Origin of the sequence: Ruminococcus intestinalis, from assembly GCF_014288065.1 — a bacterium.
Taxonomy (GTDB): domain Bacteria; phylum Bacillota; class Clostridia; order Oscillospirales; family Acutalibacteraceae; genus Ruminococcoides; species Ruminococcoides intestinale_A.
In genome coordinates this window covers 1-19,297 of the sequence record NZ_JACOPS010000004.1, presented here as the reverse complement: position 1 = coordinate 19,297, position 19,297 = coordinate 1, and the positions used below count along the sequence as shown (strand labels likewise).

Annotated in this window: 16 protein-coding genes, 1 tRNA gene and 1 pseudogene; 5 read left to right on the top strand and 13 right to left on the bottom strand. The window is 38.2% G+C overall.

Annotated features, from left to right (window positions below):
* Window positions 1-6: 6 nt before the first annotated feature.
* From H8R91_RS08375 to H8R91_RS08330, 10 genes are all read right to left on the bottom strand, one after another.
* Window positions 7-1,350, bottom strand: coding sequence for a TrkH family potassium uptake protein (locus H8R91_RS08375; RefSeq protein ID WP_186935662.1), 1,344 nt, complete (start codon window positions 1,348-1,350; stop codon window positions 7-9).
* 106 nt (window positions 1,351-1,456) lie between these two features.
* On the bottom strand, window positions 1,457-2,851 hold the full coding sequence (locus H8R91_RS08370) for an NCS2 family permease (protein WP_186935661.1): 1,395 nt from the start codon (window positions 2,849-2,851) through the stop codon (window positions 1,457-1,459).
* Window positions 2,852-3,232: 381 nt separating this feature from the next.
* On the bottom strand, window positions 3,233-5,062 hold the full coding sequence (locus H8R91_RS08365) for a leucine-rich repeat protein (protein WP_186935660.1): 1,830 nt from the start codon (window positions 5,060-5,062) through the stop codon (window positions 3,233-3,235).
* Between the two features lie 298 nt (window positions 5,063-5,360).
* Window positions 5,361-8,234, bottom strand: coding sequence for a preprotein translocase subunit SecA (gene secA / locus H8R91_RS08360; protein WP_022233831.1), 2,874 nt, complete (start codon window positions 8,232-8,234; stop codon window positions 5,361-5,363).
* A 31-nt stretch (window positions 8,235-8,265) separates the two neighbouring features.
* Complete coding sequence (locus H8R91_RS08355; protein WP_178587519.1) at window positions 8,266-9,663, bottom strand: penicillin-binding transpeptidase domain-containing protein; 1,398 nt, start codon at window positions 9,661-9,663, stop codon at window positions 8,266-8,268.
* Window positions 9,664-9,733: 70 nt separating this feature from the next.
* Window positions 9,734-11,407 carry an FtsW/RodA/SpoVE family cell cycle protein gene (locus H8R91_RS08350; RefSeq protein WP_186935947.1) on the bottom strand — a complete coding sequence of 558 codons (1,674 nt, stop codon included), beginning with the start codon at window positions 11,405-11,407 and terminating at the stop codon, window positions 9,734-9,736.
* Window positions 11,408-11,550: 143 nt separating this feature from the next.
* Window positions 11,551-12,303, bottom strand: coding sequence for a heparan-alpha-glucosaminide N-acetyltransferase domain-containing protein (locus H8R91_RS08345; RefSeq protein ID WP_186935659.1), 753 nt, complete (start codon window positions 12,301-12,303; stop codon window positions 11,551-11,553).
* An 11-nt stretch (window positions 12,304-12,314) separates the two neighbouring features.
* Complete coding sequence (locus H8R91_RS08340; protein WP_186935658.1) at window positions 12,315-13,061, bottom strand: ABC transporter permease; 747 nt, start codon at window positions 13,059-13,061, stop codon at window positions 12,315-12,317.
* Window positions 13,062-13,063: 2 nt separating this feature from the next.
* Entirely contained in the window at window positions 13,064-13,789 is a 726-nt protein-coding gene (locus H8R91_RS08335; RefSeq protein WP_186935657.1) for an ABC transporter ATP-binding protein, read from the bottom strand.
* A 10-nt stretch (window positions 13,790-13,799) separates the two neighbouring features.
* The gene (locus H8R91_RS08330; RefSeq protein ID WP_177444159.1) at window positions 13,800-14,213 is read right to left on the bottom strand and encodes a helix-turn-helix domain-containing protein; all 414 of its coding nucleotides are present in this window, start codon (window positions 14,211-14,213) and stop codon (window positions 13,800-13,802) included.
* A 341-nt stretch (window positions 14,214-14,554) separates the two neighbouring features.
* Here H8R91_RS08330 and H8R91_RS08325 point away from each other — a divergent pair, with 341 nt between their 5' ends.
* From H8R91_RS08325 to H8R91_RS08310, 4 genes are all read left to right on the top strand, one after another.
* Window positions 14,555-15,457, top strand: coding sequence for a PKD domain-containing protein (locus H8R91_RS08325; RefSeq protein ID WP_186935656.1), 903 nt, complete (start codon window positions 14,555-14,557; stop codon window positions 15,455-15,457).
* Window positions 15,458-15,537: 80 nt separating this feature from the next.
* Entirely contained in the window at window positions 15,538-15,789 is a 252-nt protein-coding gene (locus H8R91_RS08320; protein ID WP_186935655.1) for a hypothetical protein, read from the top strand.
* 470 nt (window positions 15,790-16,259) lie between these two features.
* The gene (locus H8R91_RS08315) at window positions 16,260-16,460 is read left to right on the top strand and encodes a TM2 domain-containing protein (protein WP_022234580.1); all 201 of its coding nucleotides are present in this window, start codon (window positions 16,260-16,262) and stop codon (window positions 16,458-16,460) included.
* 27 nt (window positions 16,461-16,487) lie between these two features.
* A complete protein-coding gene (locus tag H8R91_RS08310) occupies window positions 16,488-16,721 on the top strand; it encodes a hypothetical protein (protein WP_186935654.1) in 234 nt (77 codons plus the stop codon).
* Window positions 16,722-17,114: 393 nt separating this feature from the next.
* Here the strand turns inward: H8R91_RS08310 and H8R91_RS12120 are convergent.
* A pseudogene (locus H8R91_RS12120) lies at window positions 17,115-17,234 on the bottom strand (transposase); the annotation flags it as partial.
* A 103-nt stretch (window positions 17,235-17,337) separates the two neighbouring features.
* Entirely contained in the window at window positions 17,338-18,498 is a 1,161-nt protein-coding gene (locus H8R91_RS08300; RefSeq protein WP_186935653.1) for an acyltransferase family protein, read from the bottom strand.
* 98 nt (window positions 18,499-18,596) lie between these two features.
* Here H8R91_RS08300 and H8R91_RS08295 point away from each other — a divergent pair, with 98 nt between their 5' ends.
* Window positions 18,597-18,896 (top strand): transposase, encoded by a 300-nt coding sequence (locus tag H8R91_RS08295; protein WP_186935652.1) that lies wholly within the window; start codon window positions 18,597-18,599, stop codon window positions 18,894-18,896.
* A 228-nt stretch (window positions 18,897-19,124) separates the two neighbouring features.
* On the opposite strand, the gene H8R91_RS08290 is transcribed toward H8R91_RS08295, so the two are convergent.
* Window positions 19,125-19,200 (bottom strand) — tRNA-Asn (locus tag H8R91_RS08290).
* Window positions 19,201-19,297 lie beyond the last annotated feature (97 nt).

Below are 19,297 nucleotides of genomic sequence, written 5' to 3'. Positions count from 1 at the left end.
TTCTCCTTAACCGATTAATATCTGTTCTGTAGGGCGCTTTACAGGTGCTTCGGGTTTTCTTTGTCCAAACACAAGCACAAGCGAAAGTCCGCCGATTCGTCCGCCATACATCATTATCATTAATATTATTTTTGAAATTGCCGAGATTTGGTTTGTTATGCCTTTTGACACTCCTACAGTGCCTGCCGCCGAGGCGGTTTCAAACAATACCTGCGACATACCCAATCCCTCTACGCTGCAAATTATCATTGACGAAAGCATAACCGCAAAGAGATAAATCAAAATAATTACCGCCGACTGCTTAACCACATCAGACACAATTCTGCGCTTAAAAGTGTTTATATCGTCACCGCCTTTCGCCATTGCAAATACCGCAATCACAACCACCGCTATTGTAGTTGTTTTCAGACCGCCTGCCGTTGAACCCGGGCTACCGCCTATAAGCATAAGAATAAGCGAAAGCAATGTGCCGGAATCCGAGAGATTTGAAAGGTCAATTGTATTAAAACCTGCCGTTCTTGTGGTTACCGACATAAACATAGCGTTTACAATTTTTTGCGGAACAGTCTTGTCGGCAAGTTCGCCGTTGTATTCAAAAATAAAAAAGCCAAGTCCACCTGCGACAAGCAAAATTGCCGTTGTAACAAGAACTATTTTAGTATGAAGCAAATATTTAGAAAAATGAAATTTATTTTTTAAAATGTCATTCCACACAATAAAGCCGATACCGCCGATTACAATAAGCGACATTATAATTATGTTTACATAGTAATCATTTGTATAGTAAGTCAGCGAAGAATACGGTTGGCGAAATCCCATAAGGTCAAAGCCTGCGTTGCAAAAAGCAGAAATTGCGTGGAAACAACTGTAGTATATTCCTTTCAGCATACCCATTTGCGGACAAAAGCGAAAAGCAAGTAATACAGCACCTATTCCCTCAAATATAAAAGTACCTCCGACTATTTTCTTAACGAGTTTTAAAGTACCGTCAATTTGAGTATTGCCCGATGACTGCATCATCATTTTGCGTTCACGCATATTAATCTTTTTGCGCAAAAATATTGAAATCATTGTTATTATCGTCATAAGACCAAGACCGCCTATCTGAATCATTATCAGAATAACAATCTGTCCGAAAACAGTCCAATGAGTAAATGTATCAAATACAACCAATCCCGTAACACAGGTTGCGCTTACCGATGTGAAAAGTGAATCAATAAAATTCGTCCATTCCCCCGTCTTTGAGGAAATCGGCAGGCACAAAAGGAAAGTTCCCAACAAAATTACAGGAATAAAGCTCAACGCTATAAATCTCGTGTAGCCGAGCTTTGATATTAACTTGCTTATCATTAAGCATTCACCGCCTTAAATTCTATTGTATCATATTATGTAACAATTCACAACAAAAAAATGCTCCTGCAGCATTTTGCAGGAGCATAAATTTTAATATTGACTTTTAAGAAGCAATATGAAGAACTATGGTTACTATTCGTACTACAAAAAGTGCGGCTGCAACCCACATAACAGGGTGAATCTGCTTAATTTTACCTGTAACGATCTTGAGGATAACCCAAGAAATAATACCGAACATAATACCTGTTGCGATTGAATATGCAAACGGCATCATAATGATTGCAAGGAAACCGCCAACTGTATCGGCAATGTCAGACTCAAAGTCCATTTGAGTAATGTTCTTAAGCATTAAAAGTCCAACGAACACAAGAGCAGGAGCTGTTGCAAATGACGGAATTGCAAGGAAAATCGGGTAGAAAGGAATTGCAAGAAGGAAGAGAATACCTGAGGTCATAGCTGTAAGACCTGTTCTGCCGCCCTCGGCAACACCTGTTGTTGACTCAACATAAGAAGTTACGGTTGATGTACCAAGACAAGCACCTACGCAAGTACCTACGGCGTCAGCCATTAAAGCCTTACCTACTCTTGGAAGCTCGCCTTTTTCGTTGAGGAGGTTACCCTGCTGTGCAACACCGATAAGTGTACCTACTGTATCGAAAAGGTCAACAAAGAGGAATGCAAATACAATAACTGCAAAGTTTACTACATTCTGTGCTACATAAGTAAAATCGAACTTAAATAAAGTTTCTGTTGCCATATTCTGAACAGGAGCAAATATTGCATAGTTTGAGAAATCAGGAATAAGTGAAGTGCCCTGATACCAACCGCAAAGCTGTGCAATAATGCCGAAAATGTAAGTAACAATGATGCCGATAAGGATTGAACCCTTAACCTTGAAGTGCCACAAAGCGGCTACAATAAGAAGACCTACAATTGCAAGAACTACATTTGCGGAACCTAAGTCACCGAGTGTTACAAGTGTTGATGACTGAACAGCTGTGCCGTCATAGTAAGCATCGGAAACGATAACGCCTGCACCCTTTAAACCTACAATTGTAATGAAAAGGCCGATACCTGCCGAAATACCGAGTTTTAAGTTCTTAGGTACTTTATTAACAAGTGTTTCACGGAATTTGAAAAGTGAAAGGATAATAAAGATAATACCTTCAACAAGGATTGCTGTAAGAGCAACCTGCCATGGATTTGTAATACCCTGTGATGCAAGCTGCGGAACTACTGTGTATGCAAAGTAAGCATTAAGTCCCATACCGGAAGCAAGAGCAACAGGATAGTTTGCAAAAAATGCCATAAAAAGTGTAGCAAATGCTGCCGATACTGCTGTTGCAGCAAAAACCGCACTTGAGTCCATTCCGGCAGCGCCAAGCATACTTGGGTTTACGGCAAGTATGTAAGCCATTGCAAGGAATGTGGTAACGCCGGCAACAACTTCTGTTTTTACCGCGGTACCGTTTTCTTTGAGTTTAAATAGTTTTTCCACTTAGAAAACCCCTTCATTAAATTTTTTATACAAAAGCCAAAAGGCTATTGTTTACCGCATTAATACTAAAAGTATGACACCTTTCGAGAAAAAAGTCAATGCTTTTTCGATTGGAAAAAATTTTTTGTAGGATACTATAAAATATTCCGTTAATTTTTTAACATTAATACAATAACATATTAATATGATAATTTAATATACTGTATTTCACAAAAATTTTTATTAGATTATGGGTAGAAAAATACTTAACCCAAGCTTTTATAATTACTCGGCGAAATATTTTGCTAAACCATAATTACCTAAGCTTTCAAAAACAACCGACAATAAAAATTCCGACCCTTGCAGATCGGAATTTTTTATCTGTTTAATTTTTAATGTTAATTATTCTTTATTGCCGGCAACAAGCTGTTGAAGCAAAGTAACATCCTGAACATCAAGCTTACCGTCTTTATTCAAATCAACGCTCTCAAAAACATCCTTATTACTCTCATCAATCAAAGGTAATTCATCTGTGTTTTTGTTTCCTGCAATATGTCTTTGTAAATATGTAACATCATTTACATCTACAATTTCGTTTTCGTCTGCATCACCTGTGATAATTTTTTTAATAAGTTCAATAAAATTAATTTCATTTTCCTTGGCATAATTTTCAGCAACAGAATTTTTGTAACCCATAATTGTGAGATTTTTACAACCGTCAAAAGCACTTTCCAAAATACTTGTAACACTATTCGGAATTACTAAACTTACCAAACTTTCACAATCGGTGAAAGCATAGTCACCGATATTGGTTACCTTTTCAGGAATCGTTATATTGATTAAACTTTTGCAACCGTTAAAAGTTGATTCTTTAATACTTTTTACACCGTTTGGAATATTAATATTTTTTAAGTTTTCACAACCGTAAAACGCATACTCACCAATATTTGTAACACCATCAGGGATTGCAATATTCTCCAAGTTTGTACAATCGCTAAAAGTACCGTAAGAAATATCTGTAATACTGTCAGAAATTATTATATTTTTTAGACTTGAGCAATGACCAAATATATTTTCTCCAATAGTTGTAACACTATTCGGAATTACAAAATTATCTATACTCGTGCAATACTTAAAAGCAGAATCGCCTATAGCTGTAACACTGTCGGGAATTAAAATATTATCTATTTTTGTGCAATTTTGAAATGCTCTTTTGCCAATATATTTTACACTGTTAGGAATTGTGACATTTGTTAAATTACTGCAATCATAGAAAGCACTGTTACCAATTGAAATTGTACCAAAAGGAATTTCTATACTTGTATTTTCAGGCATAACACCTTTATAACCGTACAATACTTTGCCTGCAAATACCATACCATCTGACTGATTATTGTACCATGCTGTACCTAAAAAAGCCTCTTTACCTATGTTTGTTATGTTATTTGGAATTGTAATTTCGGATAAATTTTCGCAATTGCAAAAAGCGGCATCACCAATAATTATCACATTATCGGGAATTACAATATTTTTTAATCTTGAACAGCCCTCAAATGCATTGTTGCCAATACTTGTCACACTTTCGGGAAGTGTTATATCGGTTAAACCGTAGCAATCGTAAAATGCCTTATCACCAATATCTGTTAAACCATTTGAAAATGTTATATTTCTTAAACTAGAACAGCTGCCAAAAGCATATTCCCCAATCTTTTTTAAGCTGCTTGGAATTGTTACTTTTGTTAGACCTAAATAGCCACAAAAAGCATTTTTGCTTATGGAAACTGTACCGTCAGGGATTACAATATTTGTGTTACCATACATTATACCTTTATAAGCATACAACACTTTACCTAAAAACACCATACCGTCAGGCTGATTTTCATACCAAGCAGTACCCGAGAAAGCAGCATTTCCGATATTTGTTACACTGTCGGGAATTGTTATTTTTTCTAAGTTTTTATTTTCATAAAAAGCTTCATCGCCGATACTTGTGACTTTTTTTCCGTCAATCGTATTCGGAATAATTACTTCCGATGCATCACCCATATAAGTCTTGATTTCTACGGTACCGTCATCAAGTATTATATACATATAATCATCGTTTTTTAAATCCTCTGAAACAGCGGTTACTTCTCCGTCCAATGTTTTTGCACTAACCGTAACAGCAGAAAACACACTTGCCGCCATAAGCGCAGACAATATTATTGCAGTGAATCTTTTGGCATTTTTCATTAAAATCATTCCTCTTTTCTTATGTAAAATTTTTAGGTTCTATTTTTATGTTAGGAGAATATTTTAAATTACTTAGCTAAGTATTATGCTAAACTGTAATTTACCATTATTAATAATAAACCTCTTTAAGTAAAACATTTATTGAAATATATTCTATCATTAACAAAATATTTTGTCAATATGAAACAAAATTGTTTATTGTTATCTGGCATACTTGTTAATTTTCTTCACTTATTTTACAATAAAAATTCCGACCCTTGCAGATCGGAATTTTTTATCTGTTTAATTTTCAGTAAAATTATTCGTCTTTGCCGCAGCACTTCTTGTACTTTTTGCCGCTGCCGCATGGGCAAGGATCGTTTCTGCCGACTTTTTTGCCTTTACGGATAGTTTTGTTGGCTGTGTCTGTACCGTCACCCGAAGTTTCTGTAGGCTGAGCAACCTGCTCACGCTTTAAAGCAATTTCAATCGGGCTTTCTTTAGGCTCTTCATCTTCGCCGTTATTTAAAACTACCTGATGTGCAGCCTGTGCCTGCTTTAATGCCATACGCTTTGCAGCCTCGATAGCGTCCTGACGCTTTTTAACCTCATATACCTTTTTAGGCATAATGAGCATCATCTTAACTGTATCTTCTCTGATGCTTTCAATCATCTCGTCGAACATATCAAAGCCTTCAATACGGTACTCTACTACAGGGTCATGCTGACCGTATGAACGGAGTCTGATACCTGACTTAAGCTGATCCATATTATCAATGTGATCCATCCAGTGTGTATCAACATTCTTGAGGAGATATACACGCTCCATTTCACGGATAGTTTCGGTCGGCAAAAGCTCCTCGTTTTCTTTATAGATAGCTTTTGCATCTTCGATAAGCATATTCTTAATGTCTTCGGCTTCCATATCCTCAAGGTCTTCGAGGTCAAAGTCGTAACGGCTCTCGTCCTGAATAAGCCAATCCTTATAATAATCCTTAAGGCTCTGGAGATTCCAATGCTCACGAGGGCCGTCCGGGAGATACTGCTTAACGCTTGTGTCAATTGTATCTTCAATCATCTTATAGATAGTATCGTGTAAGTCCTCACCGTTAAGAACCTGATCACGCTGTCCGTAGATAATTTCTCTCTGCTTGTTAAGAACATCGTCGTACTGGAGTACATCTTTACGAATACCGAAGTTACGGAGTTCGATTTTCTCCTGCGAGCTGTCTATGATATTTGAAATCAACTTAGCATCAATCGGCATATCATCTTCAACATTAAGGCGCTCCATAACCATCTTCATTCTGTCGCCGCCGAATAAACGCATAAGATCGTCTTCTGTAGAAAGGAAGAACTTACTTACACCCGGGTCGCCCTGACGACCTGCACGGCCCTTAAGCTGGTTATCAATTCGTCTTGATTCGTGGCGCTCTGTACCGATAATGTAAAGGCCGCCTGCTTCTCTTACCTTTTCAGCTTCTTCTTTGATTTCTTCTTTATATTTTGAGTTAAGCTCATCAAATGTCTTTCTTGCATTGAGGATTTCCTCGTTATCTGTTTCTGCGTGACCTGTTGACTCTTCAATAAGTTCATCTGTAAAGCCCTGCTTACGCATAGATGCTTTAGCCATAAATTCAGCGTTACCGCCAAGGATAATATCGGTACCACGGCCTGCCATATTTGTTGCGATTGTAACCGCACCGAGCTTACCTGCCTGTGCTACGATTTCAGCCTCTTTTTCGTGCTGTTTGGCGTTGAGCACATTGTGCTTGATGCCACGCTTTTTAAGCATTTTTGAAAGTTCTTCCGACTTTTCGATAGAAATTGTACCGACAAGTACAGGTTGACCCTTTTCGTGAGCCTCTACAACCTGGTCGATTACATTCTTAAACTTGCCTTTTTCTGTCTTGAATACGGAGTCCGGAAGATCTATACGCTGAACAGGCTTGTTTGTAGGAATTTCAACAACATCAAGTTTGTAAATTTCCTGGAACTCCTCTGCCTCTGTCTGAGCAGTACCTGTCATACCTGAAAGCTTTTTGTAAAGACGGAAGTAGTTTTGGAATGTGATTGTAGCAAGAGTTTTGCTTTCGTTCTGAATCTTTACGCCCTCTTTTGCTTCAATTGCCTGGTGCAAGCCCTCGTTAAAGCGTCTGCCGTACATAAAACGACCTGTAAATTCATCAACAATGATAACTTCGCCGTCTTTAACAACATAGTCAACATCGAGTTTCATAATACCGTGAGCCTTGATAGCCTGGTTTACATGGTGCTGAATTGTAAGGTTTTCCGGGTCTGTAAGGTTTTCAATGCCGAAAAATTCTTCGGCTTTCTTAACACCGTTCTGTGTAAGTGTAGCTGTTTTCTGCTTTTCGTCTACAACATAGTCGATGTCGTTTTCTGCGTAGTAATCCTCCATATCTTCTTTGGAGTCAAGCTCTTCAAAGCGCTGAACCTTTAAAGTTCTGGCAAACTTATCTGCCTTTGCATACAAATCTGTTGACTTGTCGCCCTTACCCGAAATAATAAGAGGTGTTCTTGCCTCATCAATAAGGATTGAGTCAACCTCGTCGACAATTGCATAAGCGTGACCACGCTGTACTTTCTGCTCCTTGTAAACAACCATATTATCACGGAGGTAGTCAAATCCGAGTTCGTTGTTTGTACCGTATGTAATATCAGCTTCGTATGCCTTTTTTCTGCCCTCGTTGTCAAGTGAATGAACAATAAGACCTGTGGTAAGTCCGAGGTATCTGTAAAGTTTGCCCATCCATTCGGAGTCACGGCGTGCAAGATAATCGTTGACTGTTACGATATGTACACCCTCGCCTGTAAGACCGTTAAGGTATGCAGGAAGTGTAGCAACCAAAGTTTTACCTTCACCTGTTTTCATTTCGGCGATTCTGCCCTGATGAAGTACGATACCACCTATAATCTGTACCGGATAATGTTTCATACCAAGTACACGCCAAGCACCCTCTCGGCATACAGCAAAGGCATCCGGTAAGATGTCATCTGTAGTTTCGCCGTTTGCAAGACGCTCTTTGAGAACAGCTGTCTGATTTTTGAGTTCGCTTTCGCTCATAGCCGCATACTTGTCCTCAAGTGCAAGCACCTTATCGCAAATCGGCTGAATTCGCTTTAATTCTTTTTTACTGTAATTGCCAAACAAGGCTTTGAGAATATTCATATATTAATGTCCTTTCGGTATAAATTCTATTTTACTGAACAGCGGCTGCACCAAGTGACTTTGCCGCCTGTATCATAGCTGCCTCAACAACAGGGCCCGCATAGGTAAAGCCAAAACCCGAGTCTTCCACAACGCAGGCAAATGCAAGAGGGCAATCCTCGTCCTTTGCATAACCTACCATCCAACCGTTAGGGCCTTTGTCCTCGCCGACCTCGGCAGTACCTGTCTTTGCGCATATCGTAAGTCCGCCAAACAGATCGTCGCCGTAGTAATCGGTCATTGTAAAGCGCATCATATCGTCAAGCGCTTCTGCCGTGCTGCTGCTGAAAAGTTCGTTTGTACTGTCCGAGCCGCCCAATCCGAGCACACCCAGAATTGAACCGTCCTTTATCATATACGGTTCTTTTGTTTTGCCGCCGTTTGCGATTGCTCCGCAAATAACAGCCATTTGCATTGGGTTTACTTTGTCATTGTACTGACCGACGCCCGACCAGCCGAGCTGGTTTGTGTTTGCATCGCTTACATCGTAATTTCCCTTTGCGGTTTCGTTGTCATCCACCTTAAAGCTGCTGTTTATGCCGGCTTTATTTGCGGTGGCAGTCATTTTTTCTTCACCGAGTTCAACCGCAAGTTCCGCATAAACAATATTGCAGGAATGTGACATTGCCTCTTTAAAGTTTATGTAACCGTGCGGTTCAACACAGGTTACATCACTTCCGCCGATATCTTCCTTACCCGAACAATACCATGTACGGTCGTAGATGTCGGGAAGATTTTCAATAGCGCAGGCAGAAGTAATTATCTTAAAAATCGAACCGGGCGCATATGTTGAAGAAATAGTATTGTCAAGATACACACCCTCGTAGTCTTTTTCGTTTTCCTCGGTAATTTCGGGAGGCGCTTCCGGATCGTAAGCCTTTGTACTTACGGAACAGATGACCTCACCTGTTTTGTAGTTATATACAACGCAAGCACCGTCTTTGCCGTAGCCTGACAATACATCATAAGCCGCTGCACAGGTGTCTGCATCTACCGTAAGATTAATGTCATTGCCCTTTCTTAGAGAATCGGGCATATTCAGTCCCCAAATAAGATTATATCCGATAAGCTGGGAACGGTATCTGCTCTGTAAAGCAGTAGAAATATTAGAAGAATTATCGCCTATTGTGTGCAAAAGCGAAGTTCTGACGCTTTGGTTTTCATTATAAACTCTTTTTCCGTCAACACTTTGAGCAAGAATATTGCCGTTGCGGTCATAAATTGTACCTGCCTTTGCAAGTCCGTCGGTTCCTGCGATGTGGTAGTTATAGTGCTGATCTACCCAATCGCCCGAATTTGCAACGAGCTTGTAGGCAAAAAAGCCCATACCGCCGATAAAGGCTACCGTAACCGCAAATATAAGCGTACTTCTCCGTAATACTCTTTTCATTCAAACACCGTCCTTTCTCTGATTTATTCAGAGGGTACTGCAAAGCAATACCTCATTCGGTTTTGTAAGATTATTTTTTCACCGCATATGTTCTTTCGTCTGCCGCCTTGATAAATGCAATAAGTCCCCAACAGGAAAGCACACTTGAACCGCCACAGCTGATGAACGGGAATGTTACACCGGTAAGCGGAAGAATATCGGTTGCGCCAAAAACATTGAGTGAAAGCTGTATTACAAGCAAACCCGCAGCACAGCAGGCAGAAATAGAATAGAATGTACTTCTGCTTCTTGTTGTGATTGCTCTTGCATAGATAACAAGGCAAGCTACCGCAACGGCGAGAGTAATTGCAACAATTACACCCATTTCTTCGGAAACCAAGCCAAAGACGAGGTCGCTCTCCGAAGCTCCGACGCCCTTTAAAAAGCCGTTGCCTATGCCGACGCCGAAAAGTCCGCCGCTTGCTATATATGTAAGCACATGAGTTTGCTGATAACCTAAGTCATTTGCGTATTCCCACGCATGTCCCCAAGCCTTAAAACGGTCGAGAACATAAGATTTAAAGCGCAACACAATAGACACACCGAATACAGCCGCCACAATGGCAAGAATTACTGTTTTAAAGTCGCCCGAACGCATAAATGAGATTAAAAGGAAGGTCATAAAGAATATGAGCGCTGTACCGAAGTCACCCATTAATGCAAGCAATCCTACACAAACAGCCGAGAATATAATAAACTCAAACAAATTCTTTTTTGTCTGTAATCTGTCAAGTGTGTTTGCACCTATAAATATGTATATGATTTTTACTATTTCGGACGGCTGAAGCGAAATACCGCCAATGCTGATCCAGTTAGCCGCACCGTAAGTTATTTTGCCGAATACTATACTCACGCCGAGCAGTCCTACTGCGGCAATCATAAGTCCGTATCTTAATTTTGTTGACGAAGTTCTGTCCGGGTCCTCAATAAACTTAATTATTACGCAGAACAGCGCCATTCCCACAACTGCGGCAATAAGCTGTACATAAGCCGACCGCTCTACCTGCCGCACAAGCAGCATTACACCCACGCCCGTCAAAAACAGCGCAAGGCTTTCAAGTTCAAAACTCACCCTTTTAAGTACCTTTGAAGAAACAAAGAAAAATGTCCATTCTGCCACTGCAAGGCATCCGAAAAGTACGAGCGGTGAATACTTGTTGGTACCGTCCTGCCAAAATACCGCCTCTACGCACATAAAGAAATGGAAAAGCGTGATTAAAAGCATAAGCTTCCACGACTTCATTGCAGGCTTGTTGTTGGCTTTCTTAAAAAACCAACTGTAACGGAGATTTTCGTCATAATCTTCGCCACGCAAAAACTGAAACTGCGAATTGCCCACACTGATAACATCGTCAATAAGCACTCTGGTTCTGCCCACAGCTTCTTCGCCGTTTACATATGTACCGCCTTTTGAACCCGTATCGCAGATATACCAGCCGCTGGCTCTTCTCAAAAGAACGCAATGATTTCTTGAAACGGCAGGGTCATCAACGACAATGTCGCTTGCCCTGCTTCTGCCGATTGAATTTTCCCAGAAAATAACAGGAAGTTTAAGTCCTGTAACTGTATTGTAAAGTGTAACAAGAGGCTTTTCGGGCCTTCTGCGACGACGCATTGCAGCATAGCACTGATATACAATTATAATAGCATATACGGGCATTAATATTCTTAACGCAACAATGGCTAAATCGTAAATTACCGTCATATCAAGCACAGGCATCCTCCTTGTAATCATAGCTAAAGTTATACATTTATCATAATACCGCATTTTGGTAAAAAAGTCAATAAAAAAAGGCGGTTGACCCCTCAACCGCACAATATTATTTATCAAAAGCTATTATTTGCTTATTAATACCCGTAAATAATTGTCATAATCAGCATTATTACAGGCTGATGCAAAAGATATATTATAAGACTGTATCTTCCTATTACATTTAATATGGGAATTTTAAAATAAAAATATTTCTCCCATTTTATTTTCTTTATTATACGCCATAAAAATATTCCGAACACAAACATAAACAGCCACGGAATTATCGAAAAATAGTCGCTTGAAACAAAATCATACGAACGAAAGCCCAAGAATGACAGATATTTATATTCGTACAAAAAAGGCGGCAGTTCAATAATCGGTATTCCCCAAAAACCTATGTAGCCTGTCGGAACTCCGTATGTAACGGCATAAAGCATAAAGCTCAAAATTGCACCCACTACAGTAGGAATTGCATTAAATAAGTCTTTCAGTGCCGAACATATAAGCATTGAAATACCCAATAAATTCAGTATTCCGAACCAAACAACCTGACTCGGTATAGCTATTGCAGTAACTGCTGTAACAACAAAACCGCATAAGCTCACTATTATTCCGTTTCTGACCGTATGATTTGAAAAATTAAAAGACACTCCCGAAATAATAATAAACGATACACAAATAAAGCGTTCCCATACGGCAAAAAATGAGTTTGTAAAAGCAGAGCCGTCGCCGTATATTATAAAAATATCATACAATGCGTGAAACGCAACCATATTAATAACGGCAAAGCCACGGATTGAATCAATTAAGTCATATCGTTTTTTACTTTTCAGAGTGTCCTTGTTCATTCGCAAATTCCTTACTTATCCTGTTTCATTCTGCGGTTAAACAGCAATACAGCACAAGCAAAAATTACTGCGGCATATCCGAATACCCAAAGTAATTCGGGTATTATCTGCGAATAATTGCCCTCAAGCGCTGCCCTTAAAGCATTTACGCAATGAATAAACGGCAAAAATTCTGCGATTTTTTGAAATGCACCGCCTACAAGCGAGATGTCAAACCATATATTTGAAAGCCATGCCGACAGGTTCGTGAGTACCGCACCGCATATTATACCTACCATTTTATCACTAAACGCCGTACCGCACAATAGCCCTATTGAAATATATAAAAAAGCAGGAACAATACTTACAACCGCCGCAAGCAAAATATTTGCCGAAAAAGATAAACCGAAAATCAGCGCAAACAAACAGGTAACAAGTGTTTGCAATAAAGCCATAGGAATGAGCGGTACTGTATAACCGAGTATGTAGCCGCTCGGCTTAAGGGGCGAAGCGTAAAGTCTGATAATAAAAGCCGTGCATCTGTCTTTTGAAACCAAAAGCGCAGAAAAAAGCGACAAAAACACAAGTCCGAATGCGCTTATTCCGCCAGTAAGATTTTTAATTTCAAACAAGGTCATATGTGCCTCTTTCGGAATACTTGAGTTAATTACCGACAACAAAACAAGCAATACAATAGGAAAAGCAATACCGAAAATTGATGTTAAAACATCTCTCTGCAATTCCTTTGCATTTCTTGACGCAAAAGCTAAAGTTTTCATAATCATTTACCCTCTTCCGCAATTTTTACAAAAGCGTCTTCAAAAGATGTGGCATTAACGCTGTTTTTAAGTTCGTCAGCCGTACCCTCAGCCACAAGATTTCCCTTTACCATAATACCTATGCGGTCTGACAGCGACTCCGCCTCTTCAAGATAGTGAGTTGTAAGGATTACCGTAATCTTGCCTTTTAAAGCGCTGATTTTATTCCACAATTCTCTTCTTGCCAAAACATCAAGTCCCAAAGTCGGCTCGTCAAGAAATAAAATTTCAGGGTCGCTTATAAGTGCCATTGCAATGCTCAATCTTCTTTGCCAGCCGCCCGATAAAGTTTTTGCCTTTGACTTTGCAACTTCCGCAAGCTCAAAATCATCTATCATATTCTGCGCTTTCTGCACCGCCGTTTCTTTTTCAAAGCCGTATATTTCAGCTATCAGCTCAAGATTTTCTCTTACGGTCAGATTTGGCGCAACTGCGGTTTCCTGCGGTGATACATTAATAATTCTCTTAACATCTTTGCTGTCATTTACAATGCTGTATCCGTTAAGCACAGCGTCACCGCTTGTCGGCTTAATCAGACACGAAAGCATTTTTATTGTTGTAGACTTGCCCGCACCGTTTACGCCGAGCAACCCGTAAATTTCGCCTTTATTTATAGAAAGATTAATTGAATTTACCGCAACTTTATCTTTGTATTTTTTTGTAAGATTTTCAGTTTTTATCGCTAACATAAATAAAACCTCATTCCTCAAACACAAAATCACTTGCAATAGAACGGCTTACCTTGCCTATTCCCAAGCCACGCTTTATATCCCCGACAACGAGCAACTTATCTCCGGGTTTAATGTCAAAAACATCTCTTGCGTGTTTAGGAATAACTATCTGACCACGCTCGCCTACTTTTACAATGCCGAAAACATATTTTCCGTCCTCCGAATTTGTCGATTCCTCTTCAACGGATATTTTATCGTGTACAAGCTCATCGAGCGATATTTCATAAAGATTAGCAAGTTCGCTGCATTTTATAACATCGGGAATACTCTCTTCGTTCTCCCATTTAGCCACAGACTGACGGGAAACATTAATTTTTTCCGCTACTTCTTCCTGTGAATAACCCTTTGCTTTGCGCAGCGCCTTTAAATTCATACCAATCATATTTTTCACACCTTTCATACCCTAAGTATAGCACAGCAAATTTACATAAACAACCAACTAAATTATACAAGAGATGTAAAGAATAGTTGCGTAATTAAACATATTCTATTAACTCAAAAAATTCAGTGATAAATATTCACAACAAATATATTTATAATGCATTTTTAACATATATTGATAAAAATGCACAAATATACAAAATTGTTTTCTGTTATTATTGCAGTTACATTTTCATCGTTTTTATAGTATAATTAAATATAAGATAAAATAAATATTAGAACTTTACCGACAAATATTTACTTTATCAGTGAAGATGTATAGTTTAGAAAGGAATAATAATTATGAAAAAAATCACAAAAGTTGTTTGTTCAACTGCTCTTATCGTAGGTATGCTTGGAACAGCTCAAGCTTTTTCGGTTTCTGCGATGATAAGACCTATAATTACAGGCGATGTTGACGAGAATTTTAAAGTTGATATCAATGATGTTACACTTCTTCAAAACGGACTTGCCGGCAATGCGGAACTGTCACCAAGACAATTTTATGCAGGAGATGTCAATTTTAACGGTGTAAACGATGTCAGTGATGTTACTCTTATTCAGGAACATATTGCCGGTACATATGAATTTGAGAGAAATAGTACTGCTTCGGAACACATTATCAGTAATTTTTGCGCCGATTATGATTCCGGAAAGGCAATGGCAGGCACTCCTGTAACATTTACCGCAACAATGGATTCGGGCGTTACACCGTTCAGCTATGAATTTTTGATTAACGGCGAGGTTGTTCAGCAAAAATCAGAGTTAAACACATTTACTTATACATTTAGTGAAAGTGGCAGCTATGATGTTTCGGTAAGGAGTTATAACGCTATTGATGATTGCGCAGAGGAAACCCTGTATAATTATACGGTAGTTGACGCATATGAAAGTGAAAGCCCTGTTATTTGCGGTATTCATACAGATAAGGACTACATCGGTGAGAGCGATAATAATGTAACAATTACCGCAAATGCATTTATGGGAACTGCTCCTTATCAGTATAAGTTTACACTTGACAACGGTTTATTGGTACAGGATTATTCGGATGACAATAATTTCTTTATTGATATGCATAAACTCGATTATGAGAACAATACTCCGTTAGAAATAGGCGACCATACCGTACTCGTTGAGGTCAAGGATGCAAACGGCAAAACCGCACAGGAAACATTTACATTTGAAGTTAAAGAACCAAGAATGTGATTGTCCGAAACAGCATAATATGATATAAAAATTCAGCCGACAAACTTAGTTTTGTACTATGTTTGTCGGCTTTTTATTATTTGTCAAAGTTGGTGGGATTAGGTTTTAGAAAATTATCGGTCGGGCAACAAAGTAAAGAAAAAGATAAACTTTCCGTCCCGAATATAAAAGTTTGGTCAACCTTTTCAAAGGTTGTGGGTGTGGGCAACGCCCACAAATGCTTTATGCTGTCGCAAATTTTGATAGCCAAATGGCTTGCCGTTTGGCGGCTTGAACATAACGGCGAGAGCATAAAAATTGCGATAGCAACAAAAGAAAAGGCACGCTACTAAAACTACTAATTTGCCTCTTTTCAAGGGCAAATTAGCCACACACAAAAACCTTTGCATCCTTTATAGTATCTTTTTCTAAGACTGCTCAAGTGCAACTTTCTTACTTTCTGCCACTCATTAGTCTTTACTTTTGTTTTATATTAAAATCTTGATTAATCTAACGTTTGGTTATTCTACAATATAATTACAACTGTTGTTTTAATTACAAATCAGTTTGCTTTTATTATTTAATGGGCTCTGCCCAAACCCGCAACCCTTTAAAAAGGGTTGACCTAAATTTTGAATTTATTAAACTAAACTTTGTGTGTTAAACATCATTTACAAATACCACCGTTTCTCCTTAATCTGCCATTCTTGCCAGTAAATTGACTTTTATGCCAAATAATTGCAATTGTTGTCATTAATGTGTATTATATTAGTTGTAAACAAAAATATGCAATCAAAAAATTAAAGAAATGAGGTAATTGTTTATGAGTAAAGCAGGTGCAATTTTAATCACATTTTTTCTTGGTGGTTTAGGTGTACACAGATTTTTGACAGGTAAAATCGGTACAGGCGTAATTTGGCTTCTTACAGGTGGTGCTTGCGGTATTGGCTGGCTTGTTGACCTTATTATGGTTATTGCCGGTAAATATACTGACAAAGACGGTAATGTATGGGGTACAAACTGATCTTATACATAATGAAAGGGGTTACTAATGGCTTTATGTGTTAAGATCAACAACATAAAAGCCAACAATTCCTATTCTATTGAAAGTTTTTACAAAGCAATTAAAGACAAGCATTTTTCAGCCGGTGTTCCGTCACTGACTAAATACGGTGCCGCAAGTATTATAACATTCCCTGCAATTGACAGTCAAAACCAAGTATGGATTATGAAAAACGGTTTATCTACCAAGTCGCATAAATTTTCCATACAGAAATCATATTAGGCAGGTCTTGATAATATCGAAAAAATCATTTATCCCGACTCTGAAAATCATAGTTCTTTCGGCTTTGATTCGATTATTAACGACAATGCAAAGAAATGCGAACATCTTGTTGACATCACTGCAAAAGAGCTTTTAAAACTTAATCTTTAAAACCGACAGGTACAATCAATTTCCGATTGTACCTGTTCTTTTTATGGTTTTATTCTAAATGTTGGGGTAACAATAATAAATTATGGTTAGCAAATTGTAAAATGAAGATGAAAGAATAAAAAAGAATATCCATAGAAACGATTTCGTAATAGAATTAAGTTACCACACCTAAATTTGAAAGAAAATCATCACTATGGATGCACTTAATTTTACACAAACACACAAAAGGTCAACACTTAACAAGAGAAATCTTGTGCTTGAGCGTATTTGATGAATGATACAACGCTGAATTTGTGCATTTGGAAAAGCCGCTTCAATAGCTTGTCTGAAACCTGTCAGTCCGTCCACGCAGAACAGAAATACAACTTTTTTTATTCATAACTATAGACCTCTTGATATGTAACCTTTGTTTCATTGCATCTCCTTTAATTAAGTTTACTGTTGTTACAGTCCTGTTTCAGAGGAACTATATCTTTTTTAAGTAAGAAGAAGAGTGTACAATATTACAGATTTTATTTAAAATAATGCTAATTAATATCGGTACAAATAGACCAAATATAAGATATACAAAAGCCCACTGTTGCAAACCGTTTGGGAGATAGTAGTACCATATACTTGATTTAAATGATACAACATTAAAGTCACCAAACAATGAGCCTGAAGTAATGCAGCTTAATCCGTAGAATACAAATTTTAGGCACATAAAACCTACAAGCTGATTTACCATAATTCCGTATGTGTTGTCAGCTATAAGCCTTACAAGCTTGCTGTTTCCTATGGCAGGTACAAGCAATCTTGAAACTCTCAACCAAAATGCAATTGCTGTGATTGACGAGATATACGGAATTACAAAACCGTTGTTGAAATTAGTGAACGATGACGGCGTGTACTCCAAATTTTCGCAAAAAGTTAAAAGTATCAGCTGTACAGCAAATATAATTGCAAAGTACGCAACATTATTGAGAGTGTCTTTCTTTTCAAGCACAGCTTTATAAAAACGACCGAATTCATAACACGGCAGGAAAAACATTGTTCTGACAAAAAGTTTCACTATACCGTTAATTGCAGTCGGATTTTCTATTGCAGTGTTAATTCCTATCATTCCGATTGCGAGATACACTATCAAAACTATAAATTCATTGTCAAGATGAATCAGTTTCAAAAATTTTCTGAACAGCACATTTATTATGCAAACCAAAAACAGCGGATACACAAACCATGAACCGAGGTTATATTGAAAAGCCTCACCGTCAACAAACGGCATAACAAAAAGATTGTATAAATCAGGCTTTGCACCTATAGTAAATCCAAACAAACCGAGAAATGCAACCATACCACCGTAAAATATATTCCACAGATACGCAGGAATAAGAAGCCGCTTTGTTCGTTTCCATATGTATTTTCCGATATTTTCTTCATAATCGGTTTTGTAAAAATATCCCGATATAAATACAAACAGTGCCAAATGATACGAATACGGCGGGAACCAGTTATAAGCAAGTTCCATTCCGCCATGATAACAATGTCCGGAAACTATAATGATAATTCCGATGGCCGACAAAAGTTTGAATTGCAAATTCACCCCTCCGTCAGTATTAACGCTACGCAAATTTCTACCCTTTTCCAAAATTCAACTCTCCTTAATTTTTGATTTATATTAAATATTACTGCTTATTTTTCCCTTTTACTTAGAGCGTATCTGAAACCAGAAACGGAGGAACAAATATGCTCTACAAATATTTTACCGAAAAACTCTTAGTATTGCAAGATGTTGATATAGAAAAAGTTGAAGAAATTGATAATTCAATCCATATTAACTGCCGGTTAAAACGAAAACCTCACAAATCTCCTTGCTGTGGCAATTTAACTGATAAGGTTCAAGATTATCGTGAACAGCCTATAAAGGATATTCCTGCCTTTGGCAAGCACATCTTTATAAGCGTCGATATCGTTGCTCCTGTGGCAAGCGTTTTCGTAATCGTATTTTACATATCTTTTCTCACCAAATGTAAAAACAAGCGATAGCTTGATTTACTATCGCTTGTTCATTTCAATTCTTCTTTTTCGGGTTTACCCCAACTATTGACATAGAACCTGTAAAAACAAGCGATAGCTTGATTTATACTATCGCTTGTTCATTTCAATTCTTCTTTTTCGGATTTAGCCCAACTATTGACATAGAACCCTATAATAGTAATTTAGAAAAGTTTTAGATAACAAAAAAACAGAGTAGCTATAAAAACTACTCTGTTATGGCTCCCCCAACTGGGCTCGAACCAGTGACATCATGATTAACAGTCATGCGCTCTACCGACTGAGCTATGGAGGAATATAGTGCAAAACACCCGATTAGGTGTTTCGCCTGTGTTGGCATCTCCCTATCTTTCCAGGCCGTCACCAGCCAAGTATTTTCGGCACCACTGAGC

Excerpts from the sequence above, each read along its gene's own strand:
- H8R91_RS08375 (WP_186935662.1), bottom strand. The coding sequence starts at position 1,350 with ATGATAAGCAAGTTAATATCAAAGCTCGGCTACACGAGATTTATAGCG.
- H8R91_RS08365 (WP_186935660.1), bottom strand. The coding sequence starts at position 5,062 with ATGAAAAATGCCAAAAGATTCACTGCAATAATATTGTCTGCGCTTATG.
- secA (WP_022233831.1), bottom strand. The coding sequence starts at position 8,234 with ATGAATATTCTCAAAGCCTTGTTTGGCAATTACAGTAAAAAAGAATTA.
- H8R91_RS08355 (WP_178587519.1), bottom strand. The coding sequence starts at position 9,663 with ATGAAAAGAGTATTACGGAGAAGTACGCTTATATTTGCGGTTACGGTA.
- H8R91_RS08350 (WP_186935947.1), bottom strand. The coding sequence starts at position 11,407 with ATGACGGTAATTTACGATTTAGCCATTGTTGCGTTAAGAATATTAATG.
- H8R91_RS08345 (WP_186935659.1), bottom strand. The coding sequence starts at position 12,303 with ATGAACAAGGACACTCTGAAAAGTAAAAAACGATATGACTTAATTGAT.
- H8R91_RS08340 (WP_186935658.1), bottom strand. The coding sequence starts at position 13,061 with ATGAAAACTTTAGCTTTTGCGTCAAGAAATGCAAAGGAATTGCAGAGA.
- H8R91_RS08335 (WP_186935657.1), bottom strand. The coding sequence starts at position 13,789 with ATGTTAGCGATAAAAACTGAAAATCTTACAAAAAAATACAAAGATAAA.
- H8R91_RS08330 (WP_177444159.1), bottom strand. The coding sequence starts at position 14,213 with ATGATTGGTATGAATTTAAAGGCGCTGCGCAAAGCAAAGGGTTATTCA.
- H8R91_RS08325 (WP_186935656.1), top strand. The coding sequence starts at position 14,555 with ATGAAAAAAATCACAAAAGTTGTTTGTTCAACTGCTCTTATCGTAGGT.
- H8R91_RS08315 (WP_022234580.1), top strand. The coding sequence starts at position 16,260 with ATGAGTAAAGCAGGTGCAATTTTAATCACATTTTTTCTTGGTGGTTTA.
- H8R91_RS08310 (WP_186935654.1), top strand. The coding sequence starts at position 16,488 with ATGGCTTTATGTGTTAAGATCAACAACATAAAAGCCAACAATTCCTAT.
- H8R91_RS08295 (WP_186935652.1), top strand. The coding sequence starts at position 18,597 with ATGCTCTACAAATATTTTACCGAAAAACTCTTAGTATTGCAAGATGTT.